Source organism: Curtobacterium sp. C2H10, assembly GCF_025407985.1.
Classification (GTDB): domain Bacteria; phylum Actinomycetota; class Actinomycetes; order Actinomycetales; family Microbacteriaceae; genus Curtobacterium.
On sequence record NZ_JABXGF010000028.1, the window covers coordinates 1 to 20,354 of the forward strand.

At 72.2% G+C, this 20,354-nt stretch carries 25 protein-coding genes; 12 read left to right on the top strand and 13 right to left on the bottom strand.

Going from position 1 to position 20,354, the window contains the following annotated elements; translation table 11 throughout:
• Positions 1–148 precede the first annotated feature (148 nt).
• Positions 149–847 carry a FadR/GntR family transcriptional regulator gene (locus HWD93_RS11415; protein WP_071302563.1) on the bottom strand — a complete coding sequence of 233 codons (699 nt, stop codon included), beginning with the start codon at positions 845–847 and terminating at the stop codon, positions 149–151.
• Positions 848–1,053: 206 nt separating this feature from the next.
• Between HWD93_RS11415 and HWD93_RS11420 the strand changes: the two genes are divergently transcribed.
• Entirely contained in the window at positions 1,054–2,616 is a 1,563-nt protein-coding gene (locus HWD93_RS11420) for a GntP family permease (RefSeq protein ID WP_254791807.1), read from the top strand.
• Positions 2,617–2,654: 38 nt separating this feature from the next.
• Positions 2,655–3,134, top strand: coding sequence for a gluconokinase (locus HWD93_RS11425; RefSeq protein WP_083413889.1), 480 nt, complete (start codon positions 2,655–2,657; stop codon positions 3,132–3,134).
• Here HWD93_RS11425 and HWD93_RS11430 read toward each other — a convergent pair.
• From HWD93_RS11430 to HWD93_RS11440, 3 genes are all read right to left on the bottom strand, one after another.
• Positions 3,106–3,837, bottom strand: a complete 732-nt coding sequence (locus HWD93_RS11430) for a 3-keto-5-aminohexanoate cleavage protein (protein WP_071302561.1) — start codon at positions 3,835–3,837, stop codon at positions 3,106–3,108. The genes HWD93_RS11425 and HWD93_RS11430 overlap by 29 nt on opposite strands.
• Positions 3,838–3,874: 37 nt before the next feature.
• Entirely contained in the window at positions 3,875–5,539 is a 1,665-nt protein-coding gene (locus HWD93_RS11435; RefSeq protein WP_071302560.1) for an ABC-F family ATP-binding cassette domain-containing protein, read from the bottom strand.
• Positions 5,540–5,604: 65 nt separating this feature from the next.
• On the bottom strand, positions 5,605–5,910 hold the full coding sequence (locus tag HWD93_RS11440; RefSeq protein WP_070416347.1) for a putative quinol monooxygenase: 306 nt from the start codon (positions 5,908–5,910) through the stop codon (positions 5,605–5,607).
• A gap of 119 nt (positions 5,911–6,029) precedes the next feature.
• Here HWD93_RS11440 and HWD93_RS11445 point away from each other — a divergent pair, with 119 nt between their 5' ends.
• Positions 6,030–6,590 (top strand): RNA polymerase sigma factor, encoded by a 561-nt coding sequence (locus HWD93_RS11445; protein ID WP_261646886.1) that lies wholly within the window; start codon positions 6,030–6,032, stop codon positions 6,588–6,590.
• On the top strand, positions 6,587–7,447 hold the full coding sequence (locus HWD93_RS11450; protein ID WP_261646887.1) for a hypothetical protein: 861 nt from the start codon (positions 6,587–6,589) through the stop codon (positions 7,445–7,447). The genes HWD93_RS11445 and HWD93_RS11450 overlap by 4 nt, the downstream gene beginning before the upstream one ends.
• Position 7,448: 1 nt before the next feature.
• Here HWD93_RS11450 and HWD93_RS11455 read toward each other — a convergent pair whose 3' ends face one another.
• Genes HWD93_RS11455 through HWD93_RS11475 form a run of 5 tightly spaced genes read right to left on the bottom strand, consistent with a single transcriptional unit; the run spans position 7,449 to position 11,190 of the window.
• Entirely contained in the window at positions 7,449–8,318 is an 870-nt protein-coding gene (locus tag HWD93_RS11455; protein WP_261646888.1) for a biotin-dependent carboxyltransferase family protein, read from the bottom strand.
• A complete protein-coding gene (locus HWD93_RS11460) occupies positions 8,315–8,968 on the bottom strand; it encodes an allophanate hydrolase subunit 1 (protein ID WP_261646889.1) in 654 nt (217 codons plus the stop codon). Before HWD93_RS11460 ends, HWD93_RS11455 begins: the two co-directional genes overlap by 4 nt.
• Positions 8,965–9,732: a 5-oxoprolinase subunit PxpA gene (locus tag HWD93_RS11465; RefSeq protein WP_261646890.1), complete on the bottom strand. Its 768-nt coding sequence runs from the start codon at positions 9,730–9,732 to the stop codon at positions 8,965–8,967. Before HWD93_RS11465 ends, HWD93_RS11460 begins: the two co-directional genes overlap by 4 nt.
• Before the next feature lie 25 nt (positions 9,733–9,757).
• On the bottom strand, positions 9,758–10,648 hold the full coding sequence (locus tag HWD93_RS11470; protein ID WP_092386830.1) for a universal stress protein: 891 nt from the start codon (positions 10,646–10,648) through the stop codon (positions 9,758–9,760).
• Entirely contained in the window at positions 10,645–11,190 is a 546-nt protein-coding gene (locus HWD93_RS11475; RefSeq protein WP_261646891.1) for a DUF308 domain-containing protein, read from the bottom strand. Before HWD93_RS11475 ends, HWD93_RS11470 begins: the two co-directional genes overlap by 4 nt.
• 93 nt (positions 11,191–11,283) lie before the next feature.
• Between HWD93_RS11475 and HWD93_RS11480 the strand changes: the two genes are divergently transcribed.
• The 4 genes from HWD93_RS11480 to HWD93_RS11495 all read left to right on the top strand — a co-directional run bounded on the left by HWD93_RS11480 (position 11,284) and on the right by HWD93_RS11495 (position 13,856).
• Entirely contained in the window at positions 11,284–11,691 is a 408-nt protein-coding gene (locus HWD93_RS11480) for an HIT family protein (protein ID WP_261646892.1), read from the top strand.
• A gap of 57 nt (positions 11,692–11,748) precedes the next feature.
• The gene (locus HWD93_RS11485) at positions 11,749–12,048 is read left to right on the top strand and encodes a hypothetical protein (RefSeq protein WP_229085629.1); all 300 of its coding nucleotides are present in this window, start codon (positions 11,749–11,751) and stop codon (positions 12,046–12,048) included.
• Positions 12,049–12,050: 2 nt separating this feature from the next.
• A complete protein-coding gene (locus HWD93_RS11490) occupies positions 12,051–13,073 on the top strand; it encodes a S66 peptidase family protein (protein ID WP_261646893.1) in 1,023 nt (340 codons plus the stop codon).
• 252 nt (positions 13,074–13,325) lie between these two features.
• Positions 13,326–13,856, top strand: coding sequence for a VOC family protein (locus HWD93_RS11495; RefSeq protein WP_261646894.1), 531 nt, complete (start codon positions 13,326–13,328; stop codon positions 13,854–13,856).
• A gap of 123 nt (positions 13,857–13,979) precedes the next feature.
• Here HWD93_RS11495 and HWD93_RS11500 read toward each other — a convergent pair whose 3' ends face one another.
• Positions 13,980–14,567 carry a GNAT family N-acetyltransferase gene (locus tag HWD93_RS11500; protein WP_261646895.1) on the bottom strand — a complete coding sequence of 196 codons (588 nt, stop codon included), beginning with the start codon at positions 14,565–14,567 and terminating at the stop codon, positions 13,980–13,982.
• Positions 14,568–14,667: 100 nt separating this feature from the next.
• Here HWD93_RS11500 and HWD93_RS11505 point away from each other — a divergent pair, with 100 nt between their 5' ends.
• The 3 genes from HWD93_RS11505 to HWD93_RS11515 all read left to right on the top strand — a co-directional run bounded on the left by HWD93_RS11505 (position 14,668) and on the right by HWD93_RS11515 (position 17,305).
• Entirely contained in the window at positions 14,668–15,072 is a 405-nt protein-coding gene (locus HWD93_RS11505) for a GNAT family N-acetyltransferase (RefSeq protein ID WP_071302580.1), read from the top strand.
• 806 nt (positions 15,073–15,878) lie between these two features.
• Complete coding sequence (locus HWD93_RS11510; RefSeq protein ID WP_071296203.1) at positions 15,879–16,103, top strand: cold-shock protein; 225 nt, start codon at positions 15,879–15,881, stop codon at positions 16,101–16,103.
• 119 nt (positions 16,104–16,222) lie between these two features.
• A complete protein-coding gene (locus HWD93_RS11515; protein WP_261646896.1) occupies positions 16,223–17,305 on the top strand; it encodes a hypothetical protein in 1,083 nt (360 codons plus the stop codon).
• A 59-nt stretch (positions 17,306–17,364) separates the two neighbouring features.
• Here HWD93_RS11515 and HWD93_RS11520 read toward each other — a convergent pair whose 3' ends face one another.
• Positions 17,365–17,793, bottom strand: coding sequence for a hypothetical protein (locus HWD93_RS11520; RefSeq protein ID WP_175473673.1), 429 nt, complete (start codon positions 17,791–17,793; stop codon positions 17,365–17,367).
• Positions 17,794–17,938: 145 nt separating this feature from the next.
• Here HWD93_RS11520 and HWD93_RS11525 point away from each other — a divergent pair, with 145 nt between their 5' ends.
• Complete coding sequence (locus tag HWD93_RS11525; RefSeq protein ID WP_217637397.1) at positions 17,939–18,850, top strand: phosphotransferase; 912 nt, start codon at positions 17,939–17,941, stop codon at positions 18,848–18,850.
• Between the two features lie 8 nt (positions 18,851–18,858).
• On the opposite strand, the gene HWD93_RS11530 is transcribed toward HWD93_RS11525, so the two are convergent.
• Both HWD93_RS11530 and HWD93_RS11535 read right to left on the bottom strand, forming a co-directional pair.
• On the bottom strand, positions 18,859–19,404 hold the full coding sequence (locus HWD93_RS11530) for a cysteine hydrolase family protein (RefSeq protein WP_071296348.1): 546 nt from the start codon (positions 19,402–19,404) through the stop codon (positions 18,859–18,861).
• 114 nt (positions 19,405–19,518) lie between these two features.
• Positions 19,519–20,097, bottom strand: a complete 579-nt coding sequence (locus HWD93_RS11535) for a hypothetical protein (RefSeq protein ID WP_139202001.1) — start codon at positions 20,095–20,097, stop codon at positions 19,519–19,521.
• Positions 20,098–20,354 lie beyond the last annotated feature (257 nt).

A 20,354-nucleotide genomic window follows, 5' to 3' on the forward strand; every position in this document is an offset into this window, starting at 1 on the left:
CGGCGCCACCCGGGCACGCGAGGTCGCGCGATCTGCCGCTCCCGTCGCGCGCGTGCGGCGTGTCGTGCGACCTCGGCGAGCCGCACGTGGCGTGTTGCGCGACCCCGGCGACCCCGGCGACCCCGGCGGCCCTCGCCGCGCCCTCGGGTCAGGACGTCGGCGCCTCCGCGATGAACTCGTCCCGCGTCACCCGCACCAGCTCGCGCGCCGCAGCCGACGCGGCCCCGCCGTCGCCCGCGACGAGCGCCAGCCCGACGGCCTCGTGCCGTGCCGCCGCATCGCGGGTCCAGTGCGTGATGGTGTCCCGCGACTCCGAGGTGCGGGTCCGCAGCAGCGCCTCGACGGTACCGGCGAAGTGTGCGAAGACGGCGTTGCCGGAACCGGTCAGGAGCGCTCGGTGGAAGCGGACGTCGGCCTCGAGGTAGGCGCGGCTGTCCTCCCGACCGCAGGCGTCGATCATGTCGGTGGCGGCGGCGAGCACCGCTGCGGCACCCGGTGTCCCCGCCGTGAGCGATGCGGCGACGGGCTCGACGCCGAGGCGCAGCTCGAGCAGTTCCCGCTGCTGGGCGAAGTACCAGGGCGAGGCGCCGCGCCACCGGATCACGGTCGGCGCGAGCAGCTCCCACGACACGATGTCGAGCACCAGCGTGCCGACGCGCTGGCGGGGTTCGACGAGCCCGAGCGACTGCAGGACGCGCAGCGCCTCGCGGACGACCGACCTCGACACGCCGAACTCCGCCGCGACGGCCTCGGGCCGCACGACGGTGCCCGGGGCGAGCACGCCGTCGACGATCCGCTGCCCGAGCGTCTCGAGCACCTGGGCGTGCAGTCCGCGGCCGGTCGCCATCGTTCCTCCGTGCAGTACGCGGCACGCACGGCGCGTGACACGGTGTCCATCGAATCGGCAGACTGCCCCGGAGGGCGGGTGCCGCGCGGTGGATCGTCGTATAGTCTGATTAATCAGATTATTGATGGTCGACGCGCAGCACGCCAGACCGTCCTCGACACGAAGGCGACGGAGCCGCGCGGCAGCGGCTCCAGGAAGGGGCACCGATGCCTCACGCTCTCCCGGCCGATCCGGCCACGATCCACGCGGCCGCGACCCACGCGGTCACCGTCCTGGCGGCGGAACCAGCCGGCACCGAAGCCGTCGACCCGTCGGGGCCGGTCGCGCAGCTGATCATCGCGGCGATCATCGGCATCGTCGTGATCATCGCCCTCATCACCTGGCTGAAGGTGCACCCGTTCATCGCGCTGACGATCGGGGCGCTCGGCGTCGGGATCGGCGCGGGTCTCGCTCCGGACAAGGCGGTGACGAGCTTCGGCAACGGCTTCGGTGCGACGATGACGAGCGTCGGCATCCTCGTCGGCCTCGGGTCGATGTTCGGCAAGATGCTCGTCGACTCCGGGGCGGCCGACCGCGTGGTCGACACCCTCGTGCGGAGGTCGTCGAAGGCGGCGCTGCCGTGGACGATGGCCCTGATCGGCGCGCTCATCGGCCTGCCGATGTTCTTCGAGGTCGGCCTCGTCCTGCTCATCCCGATCATCGTCCTGGTGGCGAAGCGCAGCTCCGTCCCGATCATGAAGATCGCCGTGCCCGCCCTCGTCGGCCTCTCCACGATGCACGCGTTCGTGCCGCCGCACCCCGGCCCGCTCGTCGCCATCTCGACGGTCGGTGCGAACCTCGGCACGACGCTCGCGTTCGGCATCGTGCTCGCGATCCCCGTCATCGTCCTCGCCGGCCCGGTGTTCGCCCGCTTCGCGGCGCGCTGGGTCGACATCCCCGCGCCCGACATGTTCGGGTCGCGCGGTTCCGACGCGGGTCCCGTCGGCGACGACCCGGCACACGCGGGTCGGGAGGCGCGGCGCGGCCCCGCCACGCAGGACACCGCATCCCTGCCCCACGGCAAGAGCGACTTCACCCGCGTCATCAGCGAGCCACGCAGCCCGTCCTTCACGGTCGCGCTCGTCGGCATCCTGCTGCCCGTCGTCCTGATGCTCGCGCAGGCCATCCGCGAGGCCACCGTCCCGGACGCCTCGGGCTCGTGGGTCAGCCTGCTCGACTTCCTCGGGTCGCCGATGATCGCGATCGGCATCGCCGCCGTCTACGCGATGATCTTCTTCGCCATCGGCGGCGGCATGGACCGTTCCGCCGTGTCGAAGTCCCTCGAGAGCGCCCTGCCGCCGGTCGCGGGCGTCCTGCTCATCGTCGGCGCCGGCGGTGGCTTCAAGCAGGTGCTCATCGACACCGGGATCGGCGGGGTGATCGCCGACGCCGTGAAGGACTCCGGCATCTCGGTGCTGCTCGTCGCCTGGGTGGTGTCCGCCCTCGTGCGCGTCGCCACCGGGTCGGCCACGGTCGCCACCGTCACGGCCGCGGGCATCATGGCGCCGATCGCGCACGACCTGTCCTCACCGATGACCTCGCTGCTCGTGCTCGCGATCGGCGCCGGGTCGGTCTTCCTGTCGCACGTGAACGACGCCGGGTTCTGGCTCGTGAAGGGGTACCTCAACACCACGGTGGGGCAGACCTTCAAGACGTGGACGATGCTCGAGTGCCTCATCTCGGTGTTCGGCCTCGCCGGGGTCATGCTGGCGGGGGTGTTCATCCATTGAGCGACGACACCGCACTCGACTCCCGCGTCCTCGTCGTGATGGGGGTCTCCGGATCGGGCAAGTCGACCGTCGCCGCGATGGTCGCCGAGCAGCTCGGGTGGGACTTCGCCGAGGGCGACGCCATGCACCCGCAGGCGAACGTCGACAAGATGCACGCCGGCACCCCGCTGACCGACGAGGACCGCTGGCCCTGGCTCGACGTGATCGCGGCGTGGATCCGGTCGCACCTCGACGGTGGCACCCCCGGCGTGGTGACCTGCTCGGCGCTGAAGCGCTCCTACCGCGACGTCCTCCGGGCACCCGGTGTGGTGTTCGTGCACGTCGCCGGCGACGGGTCCCTCATCGAGGACCGGATGTCGAAGCGCTCCGGGCACTTCATGCCGACCTCGCTCCTGCAGTCCCAGCTCGCCACCCTCGAGCCGCCGGAGGACGACGAGGCCCACATCACCGTCGCGGCGGACCGGACCCCGCAGGAGGAGAGCGCCGAGGTCATCGAGCGGCTGGCGCTCCGCCGCTGACCATCGCGGCCGCGGCGGCGGCGAGCTGACGGTTCGACGTCGCCGCGGTCCCGTCCTCGAGCACGGACGTGTCCTCGAGGCCGGTGCGGATCGCGTGCCCGCGGGCGAGGGCACGTCGGCTGACCTGCCACGACGCCGCGCCGATGCCGTGGTGGAGCTGGGGGAGGGTGACACCGGCGGCGTCGAGCATCGACTCCAGCTCGGCGTCGAGCGCGAGGGCGTCGTCGACGTCCTCCACGAGGGGCTCGACGACCACCCGGACGAACCGATCGTGGCGACCGGCCCGGACGAACCGATCGGCGTCGGAGCCACTGAGCAGGCACGCCTCGATGCCGACGCCGCGCCGCGCGAGCACCTCGCTGACGTCGTCGATGCCCGCTTCGCCCTGGTTGGCCGCGACGAGGTCGGGCAGTTCGGTCCACGACGACACGAGGCCGAGGCGTTCCCGCGGGTCCGGCACGATCGCCGCGAACGTCGTGACGTTGACCGGGATGCCCGGACACGTCGCCCGCACCGCGCGCAGCATCCTGCCGACCGGACCGGCGGCGAGCGACTCGTCCCCGTCGTCGTCGAACGCGTGCAGGTGCAGCAGGGTGGCGCCGGCGGCGACGCAGGCCGCGGCGTCCCGGGCGATCTCGTCGGCGGTCCGGGGCATCGCCGGGTGGGTGGTGTCCCCGTTCAGCGCGAGTTGCAGGTCGACCATGGTCCGAGCCTACGGATCACGGGGGAGGCCGGGCGGGTCAGGCCTCGGTGACACGGCCGGCCTCGACGCGCCACTGTCGGTCGAGGCGGACGGTCTCGAGCATGCGGCGGTCGTGCGTGACGAGGAGCAGGGTGCCGTCGTACGAGTCGAGGGCCTGTTCGAGCTGCTCGATCGCGGCGAGGTCGAGGTGGTTCGTGGGCTCGTCGAGCACGAGCACGTTCACCCCGCGGGCCTGCAGGAGCGCGAGCCCGGCGCGTGTCCGCTCACCGGGGGAGAGCGCGTTCGCCGGACGGCCGACGTGGTCCGCCTTCAGCCCGAACTTCGCGAGCAGCGTCCGGACGTCGGCCGTCGTGTACTCGGGCACGATCGCCTCGAACGCGTCGGCCAGCGGCTGGTCACCCGTGAAGGCCGCGCGCGCCTGGTCGATCTCGCCGACCGCGACGCTGGAGCCGAGCGACGCCGTGCCCGTCGTCGGCGCCTGCTTGCCGAGCAGCGCCCGGAGGAGCGTGGACTTGCCGGCACCGTTCGGACCCGTGATGCCGATGCGGTCACCGCCGTCGACCTGCAGGGAGACCGGCCCGAGCGTGAAGTCGCCCTGGGTGAACGTCGCGTCGGACAGGGTCGCGACGACCGCCGAGGACCGGGGCGCGCTGCCGATCGTGAACTCGAGCTGCCACTCCTTGCGCGGCTCCTCGACCTCGTCCAGCCGGGCGATGCGGGACTCCATCTGCCGGACCTTCTGCGCCTGCTTCTCACTCGACTCGGAGGCGGCACGGCGGCGGATCTTGTCGTTGTCGGGACTCTTCCGCATCGCGTTCCGGACGCCCTGGCTCGACCACTCGCGCTGGGTCCGGGCGCGGGAGACGAGGTCGGCCCTGGTGGAGGCGTACTCCTCGTAGGCGTCGCGCTTGTGCTGCCGAGCGATCTCGCGCTCCTCGAGGTAGGAGTCGTAGCCGCCGCCGAAGAGCCGGTTGGTGGACTGCGCGAGGTCGAGCTCGAGGACGGCGGTCACCGAGCGCGCCAGGAACTCGCGGTCGTGGCTGACGAGCACGGCACCGCCGCGGAGGCCCCGGACGAAGCCCTCCAGTCGGTCGAGGCCGTCCAGGTCGAGGTCGTTCGTCGGCTCGTCGAGCAGCACGATGTCGAACCGCGAGAGCAGCAGTGCGGCGAGCCCGACGCGGGCCGCCTGCCCGCCGGACAACGCGGTCATGAGCGACTCCGGCCCGACGCCGTCCTCCTCGGACCCGACGGCCAGGCCGAGGTCGGCGAGCACGACGGGGATGCGGTCGTCGAGGTCGGCCGCGCCTGCCGCGAGCCAGCGGTCGAGCGCCGCCGAGTAGGCGTCCGCCGCGGCGTCACCGGCGTCGGGGTCGCCGAGCGCAGCGGCTGCGGCGTCCATCGTCGCGGTGGCCTCGGCGCACCCGGTCCGCCGGGCGATGTACGCGGCGACGGTCTCACCCGCGAGGCGTTCGTGCTCCTGCGGCAGGAAGCCGACGAACGCGTCCGTCGGTGCGAGCGACACGGTGCCGGCCAGCGGCTCGTCCACCCCGGCGAGGAGTCGGAGCAGGGTCGACTTGCCGGCGCCGTTCACCCCCACGACGCCGATGACGTCCCCCGGGGCGACGGTGAGGTCGAGGGAGTCGAAGAGCGTGCGTGCGGCGTACCCGCCGGAGAGTCCCTTGGCGACGAGCGTGGCGGTCATGCCCCAATCGTCCCATCCCCGCGGCGGACCATCGACCGGAGCGGGGCCGGGTCAGCGGTGTCGCGTCAGTCGAGCGTGATCGTCCGACCGAACCGACGGGTGACCGGCGGGGCGGCGACGACGGCGGCGAGGGCGTTCGCCGCGCCCTCCGGCGTGCCGCGCCAGGCGACGTAGGCGTCGTGGGCCTCAGGCGTCGTCCAGCGCTCGACGACGACGACCCGTGACGGGTCGGTGTCGTCGACGAGGACCTCGAGCGACTCGTTGCCGGCGAACGCGCCGGTCTGGGCGAGGGTCTCGCGGATCGCGGCCTCGGTGGTCTCGGTGGGGAGGTCGCTCCGGAGCTGGACCTCGAGCAGGACGGTCATCGACATGGTGCACCTTTCGTCGTCGTTGCCGGATGCAACCGCACCCGGCAGCGGGGTGTTCCGGACTCGCCGTCGACCGGTGCGGCGGGGTGGAACCGATCCGGGTGTCCCGGACACTGCAGGGTATGGACAGCGGGGACTGGGCGATGGCGCTCGAGGGTGACGGCGAGGCGTTCGGGCGGGTGTTCGACCGGCACCGCCACCGGGTGCAGCGACACTGCATGCGGCTCGTGCCGGTCGACACGGACGCGGCCGACTCGGTCGCGATCGTGTTCCTCGAGGCCTGGCGGAACCGGGCTCGGGTCCGCCTCGTCGACGGGTCGCTCCTGCCGTGGCTGCTCGTCACGGCCACGAACGTCGCCCGCAACCAGACCCGTGCGGCCCGGCGGTACCGGGCCGCGCTCGACCGGTTGCCGCCACCCGAACCCGTCCCCGACCACGCGGACCGGGACGATGACGGGGACGCCGTCCGGGCGCTCCGGCAGCTCGGGCACCGCGACCAGGAGATCATCACGCTGTCGGTCCTCGAGGGCTACAGCGAGCGGGAGATCGCCGCCGCACTCGGCATCGCGCCGGGAACGGTGAAGTCGCGCCTCTCCCGCGCACGGACCCGCCTCGCCGCGGCACTGACCGCGAGCGGGCCCACGACCCAGCCGGCCGTCGAACCGAACGGAGCACGATCATGAGCACCTCCACGAACAGGGACACCGACGACCGCGACCGGGCGCTGCGGGCGTTGCTCGTCGACACGGTCGAACACACACCTCGGCGGCGTCGACGGTGGCGGGCGGCGACGATCGCGGGAGCGGTGGTGTGCGTCCTCGGTGGCGCCGCCGCCGGTGGTGCGATCACCGCGGCGGCGAGTCCGGACCCGGCCGCCCTCGAGGCCCAGAGCCAGGCCGCGACGGTGGTCGGAGGGTCGGGCGCGACGTACCTGCGGGTCGTCGGCAGCCCGGTCGGGCGGGTCGGGTCGTCGGACGAGACGATCTCGGTCGGACGCGCTCCCGCCCGTGCCGACACGTTCACCTGGGTCGCCACGTGTCGCACCGGGAGCGGCGAGATCACCGAGCGCGGGTCCGGGGTCGACGGGGGCAAGGCGTCGTGCGCCGCCGGGTCGCACGTCACGGGCTCGTACGCGGCGTCGGAGATCGCCGGGCACCGGATCCGGCTCAGCGTGGACGGGGACCTGGGATGGACGCTGTCGTACGGCTGGCTGCGCACACCCCCGATGCCCGCGGCGAGCGCGGCGCAGGACCAGGCGACCGAGGACGGCGTCGTCACCCGGAGCGAGTACCTCGCGGCCTTCGACCGACTGCAGGGGTGCATGACCGCACGGGGAGAGTCGCTGGGCCGGATCCCGAGGTCGTCGTTGTTCGTGGCGCCGACGGCCCACGACGCCTACGTGCTCGACTGGTGCAGCGCATCGGAGTGGTCCGCGGTCGACACGCTCTGGCAGAACGAGCACCCCGCCCCGTCGTCGGACGACGACTCGTGGGGATGGCAGCCGTACGACCCCGCGGCCGATCCGGAGTACGCCGGCTGAGTCAGTCGAGGACGCGGAAGCGGACCGCGTCGCCCGGTCGGAGCTGGGCGGCGCGGTCGACCGACGCGGGGGTGAGCACCGCGACGACGGGGTAGCCGGCCGTGACGGGGTGGTCGGCGAGGAACAGGACGGGGTGCCCCGCCGGCGGGACCTGCAGCGACCCGGTCTCGGCGCCCTCGCTCGGCAGCTCGCGGGTCACGGCGCGGACGAGCGGCCGGGCAGCGGTGGTCCGCACGCCGACCCGGTCGCTGTCGGGGGTGACGTGGTGGACCTGGCCGGCCAGGACCGTCCGCCACTCCGGGGTGAACCAGTCGTCGCGGGGTCCGGCGGTGACGTCGAGCACGGCCGACCAGCGCGGCGGGGCGACGGCGTCGACGAGCGGCCAGGCATCCGCGGCGTCCCCGATCGGCAGGACGTCCCCGACCGTGACGGGAGGCGGACCGAGGCGCGCGAGGGAGTCCCACGAGCGGCTGCCGAGCACGGGTTCGACGGCGAGGCCTCCGCGGACCGCCAGGTACGTGCGCAGTCCCGCGGTGGCAGTACCCACCCGGAGCACGTCGCCCGGTGCGAGCGTGACGACCTCGAAGCAGGCCGCGCCGCGGACCCGGCCGTCCGCGGACTCGACCGTCACCGGGCAGGGTGCGCCGGTCAGGGACGCGACCACGTGCGCGTCCGAGCGGAGCGTGACGGAGCCGAGCAGCGCCTCCAGGACCGCCGCGTCGGGACGGTTGCCGACCAGCCGGTTGGCGAGTGCGGCTGCCCCGCGGTCGGCCGCACCCGCGGCGCCGAGGCCCGTGTCGCTGAACCCGGGCCGGCCGAGGTCCTGCGTCGACGTGCCGGGGCCGACCTGCAGGACGGTGAGGGTGCTCATGCGCGGCCGGCGTCGACGAACCGGATCCGGGTGCCGGCCGGCGCGAGCGCGGGCGGGTCGCGGTCGAGCGACCACATCGCCACGTCGCTGCGGCCGATGAGCTGCCAGCCGCCGGGCGACGCGCGCGGGTAGACGGCGCTGAACTCGCCGGCGAGGGCGACGCTGCCGGCGGGCACGGACGTGCGGGCGCTGGTGCGTCGGGGCAGGTCGAGCGACGGGGCGGAGCCGGTGAGGTAGCTGAAGCCGGGTGCGAAGCCGCAGAACGCGCTCGTCCAGGTCTGGCCGGTGTGCCAGGCGACGAGCTGGGCGGCTGTGGTGCCGACCAGTGCGGCGACGGTCTCGAGGTCCTCGCCGTCGTAGGTGACGGGGATCGTGGTCACCTCGGGGACGTCGGCTCGGGTGGGCACGACGGGTTCGACGGCCTGGAGGCGCGGTGCGAGTCGCGTGGGATCGGTGCGTTCCGGGTCGAAGCGGACGAGCAGCGTGCGGGCTCCGGACACGAGTTCGGTCACGCCCGGCACGGGTTCCGCCTCGAGTCCGGCGCGGAACGCGGTGACCTCGGCGAGCGTGCCGAAGGTCACGAGCACCGCGCGGGTACCCGCAGGACGCACGTCGAGGGCGGGGCCGGCGTGCTCGACCGGCGCGCTCACGGTGTGGGGGCGAACGGGGTGGTCGCGACCCCGTGCCGGTCGAGGAGCGCACGGATCGCCCGGGCCATCGCGACGGCGTCGGGGGAGTCGCCGTGCACGCACACCGAGTCCGCCCGGACCGGGACGACCGAGCCGTCCACCGCGGTCACGGTGCCGTCGGTGACCATCCGGAGGACCCGGTCTGCGACCGCTGTCGGGTCGTGCAGGACGGCGCCCGGACGGCTGCGCGGGACGAGGGACCCGTCGGGTTCGTACGCCCGGTCGGCGAAGACCTCGGACACGGCGCGGAGCCCGTGGGCGGTCGCTGCGCGGAGGAGCTCCGAGTCCGGCAGCGCGAGGACCGCGAGCGACGGGTCCACGTCGGCCGTGGCGCGGACGACGACCTCGGCCTGGACCGGGTCGGCGCAGGCGGTGTTGTACAGGGCGCCGTGGGGCTTCACGTACGTCACCGCGGTGCCGGCGACCCGGGCCGTGGCGAGCAGGGCGCCGAGCTGGTGGACGACGTCGGCGTAGAGCGCCTCGGGTGTGACCTCGACCGCGCGACGACCGAACCCGACGAGGTCGCGGTAGGCGACGTGCGCCCCGACCGCGACGCCCCGTTCGGCGGCGAGGCGGCAGGTGTCGAGCATGATCGCGGGGTCGCCGGCGTGGAATCCGCAGGCGACGTTCGCCGACGAGACCACGTCGAGCATCGCCCGGTCGTCGCCCATCGTCCAGGCGCCGAAGCCCTCGCCGAGGTCGCTGTTGAGGTCGATGGTCGTCACGCTGTCAACCTACCGGCGGGGTCCGTCACGAACGGTGGACCACCACCGGGCAGGACGCGTGCTGTGCGCACTCCTGGGTGACCGAGCCGACGAGCAGCCCGCGGAACCCACCGAGGCCACGACTGCCGAGCACGAGGAGTGCGGCGTCGCGGCTCGCGTCGAGCAGGACCTCGGCGGGGCGGCCCTCGACGAGGTCGGACGTGACGTCGACGTCGTCGTCGATGAGGTCCTCGGCGGCCTCGAGCGCGGGGGAGGCGGTCGCGAGGGCGTCCTGCTCGGGGGACCAGTGGTCGAACGGGGGTTCGTCGCGGTTGAGGGCCTCCGGCCACTGCCACGTCGTGATCGTCCGGACGGGGAGCCCGAGGCCGCGGGCCAGGGTGATCGCGAACCGCAGGGCGCGCCCGGACTCGGGGGAGCCGTCGACGCCCACCACGACGGCCCCGCCGGCACCGGGCGCACCGCCGTCGTCCGTCCCGGTCGCCGCTCGCCCCCGGTCCACGAGCACGGGGCACGTCGCGTGCTGGATGCAGGCAGCGCTCACCGAACCGAGCAGCAACCCCCGGAACCCCCCGCGTCCGCGGCTGCCGACGACGAGCAGCCCGGCGTCGGACGCGGCGTCGAGGAGCACCTCCGGCGTACCGCCCTCCGCCGAGCGGGTCGTGACCTCGACGGGGAGCGGGCCGTGTCGCTCGACGAGGTCGACGGCCTGCTGCCGGATCTCCTCGGCGTCGTGCAGCGGTGACCAGCTGTTCGCGACCGGCAGGGTGCTCCAGGTGATCGGCCACCGCCAGGACGTCACGACCTCGACCGGGCTGCCGAGTCGTGCGGCGAGGCCGAGGCTGCGCTCGAGCGCGGCGTCGGCCGGCTCCGATCCGTCGTACCCGACGACGATGCGTCCGATGGCTGCTGTGCTCATGTGCCCGTGCTCCCTGTGTTCCCGGTGTTCTCGGTGTTCCTCGTGCCGGGGATGTTCCCCCACGTGAAGGCGATGACGAGCTGGACGATGCCGGAGACGATGAGGACGCCGCCGACCACCGCGACGACGAACACCGCGCCGAGTGCCGGCAGCGTGATGAGGACGAGTCCGCTCACGAAGCTCAGTGCGGCCGCGACGACCGTGAGCGCTCGGTGGCCGGTGTCCGGCGCGTAGAGCAGGGTGATGCCCTCGAGCAGCCACGCGAACCCGATGGCGAAGGCCAGCCACCGAGCGCCGACGGGCGGGTGCACGATGGCGAAGACGCCCGCCACGACGACGAGCACGCCGACGACGACGAGCGCGACGCGTCGCCAGACCGGCGCCCCGCCCGGGACGGCGCGCACGAGGAGCGTTCCCCCGGCGACGACCAGGTAGATGCCGAACACCCAGACCACGGCGACGAGCGTCGCGTGCGGGAGCAGCAAGGCCGCGATCCCCGCTGCGAGCGCGACGGCTCCGAGGACCGCGACGGCAGTCCGCAACCGTCGGTGCGGAGCACGGTTTCCTGACATGGCGTCCACGGCGTCCACCGACCTTCCCTGCAAGGTGCTTCCTGGCCTACACCCCTCGACGGTGTGCCGGTCCGGGAACCGGCGACCGCGATCCGTCCCGGTACGGTCGAGGGCACGACCGACGACCACGACTGCGACTTCTGCGCCGCCCTCGCGGCCGACTCCTTCGAGGTCGTCGTCCGCGGCGACCTCGCCGCGCTCGACACCCGCGAGGTCACCGAGCTCGCCCTCGTCGCCCAGCGCGCCGACCGTGCACTGCGCCAGGTGCTCGGCGCGGCCGTCGAGGGGACGAACCTGGTGATGTCGAACGGCTCCGTGGCCGACCAGGGCGTCCCCCACGCACACCTGCACGTCATCCCGCGCGCCTCCGGGGACGGGTACGAGTTCCGCGAGGACACGAGTCGGTACCCGGTGGCGCCGCTCGACCCCGCCGACCGCGCGGCGATCGCGGCACACATGCGCGACGGCTGAGTCGCACGCGGCCGCCCCGGCAGGCTGTCGCTCGCGGCGGCCCCGTATCCTGCGACGGTGGAAACGACACAGCCGTCCGGCACGACCAAGCGTCGCGTGGAACTCGAGATCACCCGCCCGATGCTCACCTGGTTCGCCCGACCGACCGTGACGATCGACGGCGTCGGGCACCCGGCGCAGTGGGGGACCGGCACGTGGGCGGTCCCGGACGACGGCGGCACGGAGATCGGCGTCTACCTCTACAACCGCGTGTGGCGGTTCGGCGCAGCCACCAGGACCGTGACCGCGACCGACGTGTCGCTCGTGTACCGCGCCGGACCGCTGCCGGTCGGCGCCGGTCGGATGGCCCCCGCCTGAGCATGGCGGGCATCACCTACCCGAGGCCCCTGGTCGCCGGCGGGCGCGTCGAGGTCCCCGCGCCGTCGATGGGCGTCCCCGAGCACCTGCACGGCCGACTGCAGGACGGCGCGGACGCCCTGACGGCACGCGGACTCAGCGTGCACGTGCGGCCGCACGCCACCACCCCGGGGCTCGTCCCGGCCAGCGTCGCCGAACGCGTCGCCGACCTGCACGACGCGTTCCGGGACGCCGACGTCGTCCTCCCGCCGTGGGGTGGTGAGCTCGCGATCGAACTCGTCGGGTCGGTCGACTGGCACGCCCTCGCCGCCTCGCGCGGCTGGTTCGCCGGCTGGTCGGACATCTCGACCCTGCTCCTCCCGCTCACGACGCTGACGGGCCTCGCGACCCTGCACGGTGCGAACCTGATGGACGAGCCGTACGAGCTCCCCGCCGAGTTCGCCCGCTGGACCGACGTCGCAGCGCTCCCACCGGGCGGCACGGTCGAGCAGCACAGTGCCCCGCGTCGTCGCAGCCGCCCGTGGGGCGCCTGGGCCGACGAGGTCCTCGACCGCGACGGCGCCTACGACACCCCGACCCGCTGGCGCGCCCTCGACGGCGCGTCCGAGGTCGCGATCCGCGGACGGCTCATCGGCGGGTGCCTCGAGACCGTGTCACTGCTCGCCGGCACCCCCTACGGCGACGTCCCCGGCTTCGCCCGGCGGGACGCGCCGGAGGGCACGATCGTGTACCTCGAGGTCGCGGAGTCGAACGCGGTCACCGCGCTGCGGATGCTCACGTCGCTGCGGCTCGCCGGCTGGTTCGACGACGCGAACGGCGTCCTCATCGGGCGCACCGAGGGAGCGGCGGTGCCCCAGCTGGACCAGGACGAGGCCGTCCGGCACGCACTCGGCGACCTCGGCATCCCCGTGGTGCTCGACTTCGACACCGGCCACCAGCCGCCGCAGATGCCGCTGGTGAACGGCGCGCTCGCCGACGTCGTGCTCGACGGACCGGTCGGCAGCATCACCCAGCGCTTGGTCTGACGGACGGGAGGCGCGGTGCGGGCCCGACCCGCGCCTCCCGCCCGATGGTGCGTACGCCGACCGGACGACCGGAGCGCCGTGCGCTCCGCGACCCTCGACCGGTAGCACGCCCGGAGGTAGGCTGACGTCGGCTCCGGTGGCCAGCCCCTGCATCCGGTGAACACCGACGAACGATCCTCTTCCGGTCGATCTCGATCCTTCCGCGATCCCTGGCAACGCAGGAACCAGGCCCCATCGCGCGATTGGAACATCGTGATCACGATCGAAGAAGCCAAGCGACTCGCCCGCGAGCTCAGCACCGGTACCGACATCTCGCACTCGAAGGTGCTCGAAGCGGCCGCCCACGCAGCAGGCCTCCGTGACTGGAACACCCTGGCCGCGTTGCACCACCGGCAGGACTCGGAGAAGCACACCGCGCCGAGGGTCATCCCGGTGTTGCGCGTGTTCGACCACGCGGTCGCCCGAGCCTTCTACTGCGACTACCTCGGGTTCGAGTGGGAATGGCAACACCGCTTCGAACCGGACCTGCCCGTGTACGCGCAGGTGTCGCTCGACGGCAAGGTGCTGCACCTGACCGAGCACCACGGTGACGCCACACCGGGAGGGGCCGTCATGCTCGTCGTGGACGACGTCGCCGCCTACCGGGACGTCCTGCTCGCGCAGCGGCACCCGCGGTCCCGGCCCGGCCTGGACTCCGACGATTGGGGACGGACGATGCTCGTCATCGACCCGTTCGGCAACCGGCTCCAGTTCTGGGAACCGAACGCGTCGTCGCGGAGCTGAGCTGGACCAGGACGAGGCCGTGCTCGACGGACCGGGCGGCAGCATCGCCCAGCGGCTGGTCTGACGGACGGGAGGCGCGGTGCGGGCCCGACCCGCGCCTCCCGTCCGACGGTGCGCACGTCCTCACCGCGGGCGCGGCTCGAGCGTCACCCACTCCTCGTCGCGGACGTAGCCGAGGGCGGCGTTCGCCGCCGCGATCGCGGTGTTCTCCGCGGAACCGCCGGTGCGGAACCGGGTGGTGCCCGCGTCCGCCAACGCGAGCACCGACGCAGCCTTGACCGCCTGTCCGAGCCCGCGGCCGCGCAGGCCGGGGTGCACGACCGTGAAGTGGGTCTCGGCGTGGGGCCCGTCCGTGTCGACGAACGTCATCGCGACGAGTTCGCCGTCCGACGTGACCGTGCCGAACGCGGGCCGCGCCGATGAGGGGGTCGCTGCCCCGCGGTCGAGCGGTTCGTGCTGGGTCGCGACGCCGCCGGGGTAGTCGTGGGCCGTCAGCGCGTCGAGCCGCAGGACCGCGTCGACGTCGTCGGGACCGAGCGGCCGCGTCGCACCGATGTCGGCGGTGCGGTCCACGAGCGCCTGCAGTCGCTGCCGGTCGATCCGGTCGGCGTCGAGCTGGGCGCCGAACGACCGGGCGGTGACGCTCCACCCCTGCGCTTCGAGTTCCGCGACCTCGGGCGCGTCCGCTGGCAACACTCTCGTTTCCCCCACGGCTCCGATCCTCGCACGGCCGCTCCGGGAGTGGTCGGTCGAACGCCGGTCCGCGATGACGCCCCTGGTGCAGCCGACTCCGTCGTGGGAGCTTGGGACGATGCACCACAAGGACGTGACCCTGACCTGGCGCTCGAGCATCGGCGACGACGAGCTCGTGGACCTCACCGCGGCACACGGAGGGACGCCCGAGCCCGGTTGGTGGGATCGGGTCCGCCCGCACTCGCTCGGCTGGGTCGCAGCCCGGGACACGCACGGGGCCCTGGTCGGATTCGTGAACGTCGCGTGGGACGGTGCGGACCACGCGTTCCTCATCGACACGAAGACGCATCCGTCTCGTCAGCACCAGGGCCTCGGGACCACGGTCGTCCGCTTCGCGGTGGAAGCGGTCCGCGCTGCCGGCTGCGAGTGGTTGTTCGTCGACTACGGCGAGGACATGGTGCCGTTCTACGAGGGGGCCTGCGGCTTCCTCCCGACGCGCGCTGGACTCGTGCACCTGCGCTGATCCGGTGTCTCGGTCGTCTTGTGAAGTGCTCGTGGTGGGGCGTCATGGTCATCGCACTCGACAGCTGACTGCTCGGACGACCGACCTGGCTCGGTGGGAACTCCTCCGAAGAGGCGTTCCTTCAACCACGAAGGATGTGCACGAGCAGCGTCACTGCCACCGCCACAAACCGCACCCGATGAACCTCGACAACTCCGGGGTGAACTGACCTCCCCAGAACTCGCCTTGCACTTTCCGAGAGAACCGTGCGATCGGCTCGGGGAAGGTGAGCAGAACACTGCCCCAAGCAAGGCAGACCACGGCCGCCAGCCCGATCCAGAGAGCACCCACCAGGCCAACGCTACCCGCTGCGTCGTCGCGCAAGCGGATCGGTCGTCGAAAGTGCTGGAGTCAGCTGCTCGGCGGACCGCTACCGCTCGCCCGCGTGGCGAGCACGGAGCGCGACGACGGTCACGACGACCGCCGGTTCGCACAGATGCCCGCCGACAGGACCCAGAACGACTGCTCGCTGAGCGGCTGTAGGCTCCACGCGAGCCCGTCCAAGGCGCATCTACCCGGTACGGGTGCGTCCTGCCCGCAGCACGGCGAGGGTGGCTGCCCGTTCGAGCCGGGCCGGGTGCGTAGGCCTCACTTCGCTGCGGGCGATGTCGGAGGTCACCAGCAGCGTGGTCGCCGACCCGCGCGCCAGCGGACGGGGCAGCGATTGGTCGCCGACAGGCGTGGACGGCCTCGACCGATGATCCCGCTGTGGTTGACCTTCGGTAGCCGTTCGGCAGCCGGACGCCTCCACGCGGTACGTTGCGGTCGTGCAGGTCGTCGAAGGCGTTTGTGTTCGGTGGAGTGACGACGACGGCTGGGGCGCCCTCCGTTCGGAAGCGCTCGAGTCTGACGTCTTCGTGCACTTCTCCGTCCTGGATGGTCCCGGCTTCCTCTCGCTGCGGACCGGCCAGGCCGTGCGGTTCGCGGTGGAGCCCTACCCTGCCGGACAGGACGGATACTTCTTCCGAGCGCACAGCGTCACGGGCATCTGATCACTGACCGATGGTCGAAGGGACGGCCGTGCGCGAACCGAGCGGCCCCCGTTCACGGTGCTGTGCGGACGGTCGAGCGCCGCTAGTGTTCGGGGACATCGACGTGAGGGAGGGCGCGCATGGCGAGTACGGATGTGGTGACGGGCACGATCGACCCACGGTGGGCGAGGGTCCGTCCACTGGTGTTCCGGACGATCATCGGTGCCGTCGTCGCTGCCGGCCTGGTCGGCATCGTCGCGGTGCTCCTCGGAGACTTCGGCCGGGTCGCGGTGCAACTCCTGCTGACCGTCGTCGTGGTCGTCGTGTTCGCGCTCCTGTCCTGGTACGACGCGGACGTGTCGTCGCGGCGGTCCGGGAGGTTCGCTTTCGCGAGCATCGTCGTCTCGCTGTACTTGCTCGTGACCGGCTTGGCCAAGGTCTGGATCGTGCCGGTCGACCCGCTCGGCGGGGACGGGATCTGGCTCGTCGGCGAACGGTTCATGCAGTGGATCGGCATCGTGTTCGTCGCACGCTTCGCGCTGCTGCACGTGCACCTGCTCATCGTCATCCACCGGCGGTACCCGACCCCGCTGCTGCAGCTCGTCGCGAAGGCGACCGTCGGGGTGATCGCGCTCCTCGCCCTGCTGCTGTCGGTGCCCCTCCTCGCTCCCGACCTCGACCTCGCCAGCGGGTTCTGGCGACTGGTGTGGGTCGTGGTCATCCTCGACCTGCTCGGAACCGTCGTCGTGCCGCTGAGCAACGCGCTGTTCCGACCGCGTGACCACGACCGCGGGGGCCAGGGTGGGTCCTCCGAGCCGTCCGCAGCCGTGTGGCCACGACCGTCCTCGACGCCGGAAGGTGTGGCCTCCACCACGCCACCGGTGGTGGAGTCCACGGGGGTGTCGGGCTCGGAGAAGCACGCTGCAGCCGTTCCGCCCATCGGCGAGTGGACGAGCGTGCCCGGACCTGCCGTCCCTCCAGCGGCATCCGGGCGGCTCGTCGACCACGAGGTGCCTCCGGCTGAGGCAGCCCGGTCGGCCCGAGCGGACGGCGCTTCGACGACCCAGGAAACGGCGCTGACGGTCACGGGCAGCGACGGTCTGCTCTACGAACGTCGACCGGATGGTGCCCGCGCGCTCGCGTGGCCGCGCTACGTCGACGGGACGCCGGTGCCGGCGGCGCCGGACGGCTCCCCGGACTTCAGCGGCGTTGCTCGCCCCTGATCGGCCGGCTCCACACCAGGCGGCGAGACGCTCTCGGTGGAGCGCGAGCAGCCGACGGGTCAGACCTCTCCGAGCACCTTGCGCCAGACGGCCGTCAGCGTGGCGTACTCGTCATCCGAGACGAGGTCGCGTACCCCGCTCGCGAGCACCGCGGATCGGACTGCTTCCTCGGCGCCCGCACGATCCCGGAGGTGCGCCTCCGAGTGTCGCACCGCGCGTCCAGCCTCCTGCGCGGCCTCGATCTCCTCGACGCGTCCCGCTGCGCCAGCGGCCTCGAGCGCGTGCTGCCAAGCGGCCACGAGGTCGGCGTTCGTGACCATCCGCCCGTCAGCGCCTCCCTGGATCGCGAGGGAGGCACTCGGTTCCGGCAGCAGGATCGCCTCGTCGGCTTTCCACGCGATGTCGAGCGACTCTGCCTCGTCGGCGGTGATCTGCCCGGCTCGGTCGATCATTGCCTGCAGTCCGGCATCGCTGATGTCGTTCGTCACGGTGTCCTCTCCGACCGCCGCGCTCGCGTGGTCCGATCCATCTTGCTGGCCGTCCGCGTCTCGCGCTCAGCCGCCACCCAGAGGAGTGCGGGCGGACGACCGGTCGGCCCGCAGCTGCGGGCTCCATCCGCATCACAATGGGAGGGTGGACACCACCATGGTCGACGACGCCTGGCTCAACGCGGTGATGCGGAGCATCGGTGGAACGCCCACACGTCTCGAACCGCTCCCGGGCGGCACGGTCAACCACACGTTCCGCGTCGAACGCGCAGGAGGCAACCCCGTCGTTCTGCGGTACCCGGTCGATCCGCTCCGTGCCGATGAGTTCCCAGTCGAGGCCTGGGCGGCGGACGCTGCCGCCCGAACGGGCATCGCCACTGCGGAACCCCTCGCTCACGGAGTGGAGGGTGGGGTTCCGTTCTCGTTGTCGACCTACGTCGCCCCTGACGACCGCGCGGTCCTGCGGCCGTGGTCGTGGCTCGGCGCCTACGCCCGCACGGTCGCTAGGGTGCCCCTGCACGACGCCCCACTGTCCCTCTACTCCCGATTCGGGAAGGACCTCGACACCGCGTGGGCCGCGCACCTCGACTACAACCGCACTTCCCTCGGGCCGGATGATGTGCTCTTCGAAGACGGCGCCTACGAGCAACGAGCAGTCGTCGATCGCATGTTCGCCCACCTGGCCAGCGGGACCTACGAACACGGCCTGGCACACGGCGACCTCGCGCCCCGCAACCTCATCTCACGCGGCCCGGAGACACCGCCCGTCCTGATCGACTGGGGCGGCGCCGAGACCGGACCAACGCCTTGGACCGACGCTCGGCGGGTCTTCGAGTGGTGCTTCATCGACGAATCGGTCGATCGGCAGGACTACGACGACTTCGTGGAAGCCGCCGGTCTCGGCTCGGACCGGGCGCGGGATGAACTCGCGATGACGACCGCTCTGCACCTCGTCGACGTCACCCGCTGGGCGCTCGACAACCGTGCGGATCTGTACGCCGGGTACGTCCAGCGCTGCCGCGACGGCCTCGATGTGATCCAGGAGCTCATCCGGTAGCCGATCCGTCAGGGACCGGGCGCGAATTCCACTCGGTCGTGTCGCTCGGCGGCGTAGTGCCGGCCGGGGTACCTGAGCCCGCCGAAGTACATGTTCGTGTGGGCGATGATCTGCTCCCCACTGATGCGGACACCGTCGTGCTCTGCGTCCGTCGTCGTGTGTGCGTCGGACACGAGCGTCACGTCGAAGCCGCGCGCGGCCGCGGCCTGGGTCGTCGTCCGGATGCAGTAGTCGCTCTGCGCACCCGCGACGACGAGATGCCGCACGCCCAAGCGATCCAGGACCTCGTCGAGGTCCGTGTCCGAGAACGAGTCCCGGTACGCCTTCTTCACCAGTGGCTCGTTCGATCGCCGCTCCAGCGGCGCCGCCAGTTGCCAGTCTGCGGACCCCTCCGCGAAGTCGTCGTGATCCTGCACCCACACGACAGGCACATCGCTTGCTCGGGCACGATCAACGAGTCGGGCGGTCCGCGCGAGCACACCCTCCGCGTCGAAACAGTTCCTCATCACGCCCCGCTGCAGATCGATGACAAGAAGCGCATTCATGGTCGGCATGACCAGCATCCTGTCACCCATGTGCGATCCGGATGACTGGTCGGACAAGCGTCGGGCCCTGAGCAAGGTCTCGACATCTGATCGGCAACCGGTCGCCGCCACAGGCGCGTGGCTTCAGTACTCGAGCCGGGGCCACTCCTGCAATCGCGGGAAGCGCGGGCGCGGAGGCATCGACTCGTCGTCGTCCAAGATGCGGAGCTCGGTGATCACCGTGACCTGATCCACTCCGTACGAGCGGTAGGCGACTCCGTCACGTTCGTCGATGACAAGCGTCGTGCGTTGTGCGGGGTCGAGCTCGTGCTCGAACGTGAAGAGCAGCCAATGACCCCTGACGCGCTGGACGAGCACCGGGGCGTAGCTCGCGGGTGAGCCCCAGAGGAGGAGCAACTCAGGGGTGAGCAGGCGGACGGGAGAGGCAACCGTGCCGCTGCGAGCGAAGCTGACTTCCGAAGACCCGTCAACGGTGTGGAGGACGCCGTCCTGGTAGCGGTCGCGGTGCGCATACCCCTGCTGGTCGAACGTCCAGCTCTTGTTCCGCTCGTCGACGACGGTTTGAAACTGCGAGGGGCCTTTACGCCCGTCGCGTCGCGTGGTCACGCCTCGCGCCAGTCGACGTCCCGGGAGCCGGAGCGCAGCAACCTCAGCTCGGACGGTGGGGACGTCCGCCTCGGTCAGTACGGTATCGAGACGCACCCGACCAGTGTGGCCGATCCTCGTGGCTCTGACCACAGAGGGGCACGTAAGCCGATCCGCTACCGGCCACCTCCGGATAGCTTCACCAACACGACGACTCTTGGGCGATCAGGTCGACGCCTCCCGCTATGGACGTTGGTGCTCGTAGGGGTCGTTCTCCTGGGTGTCGCTGCGCTCCTGTTGTTCCGCGTCGACTCGATGATCGTGTTCCTGGCGATCTCTCCACTCACGATCAGTGGGCTGTACACGCTTGACTA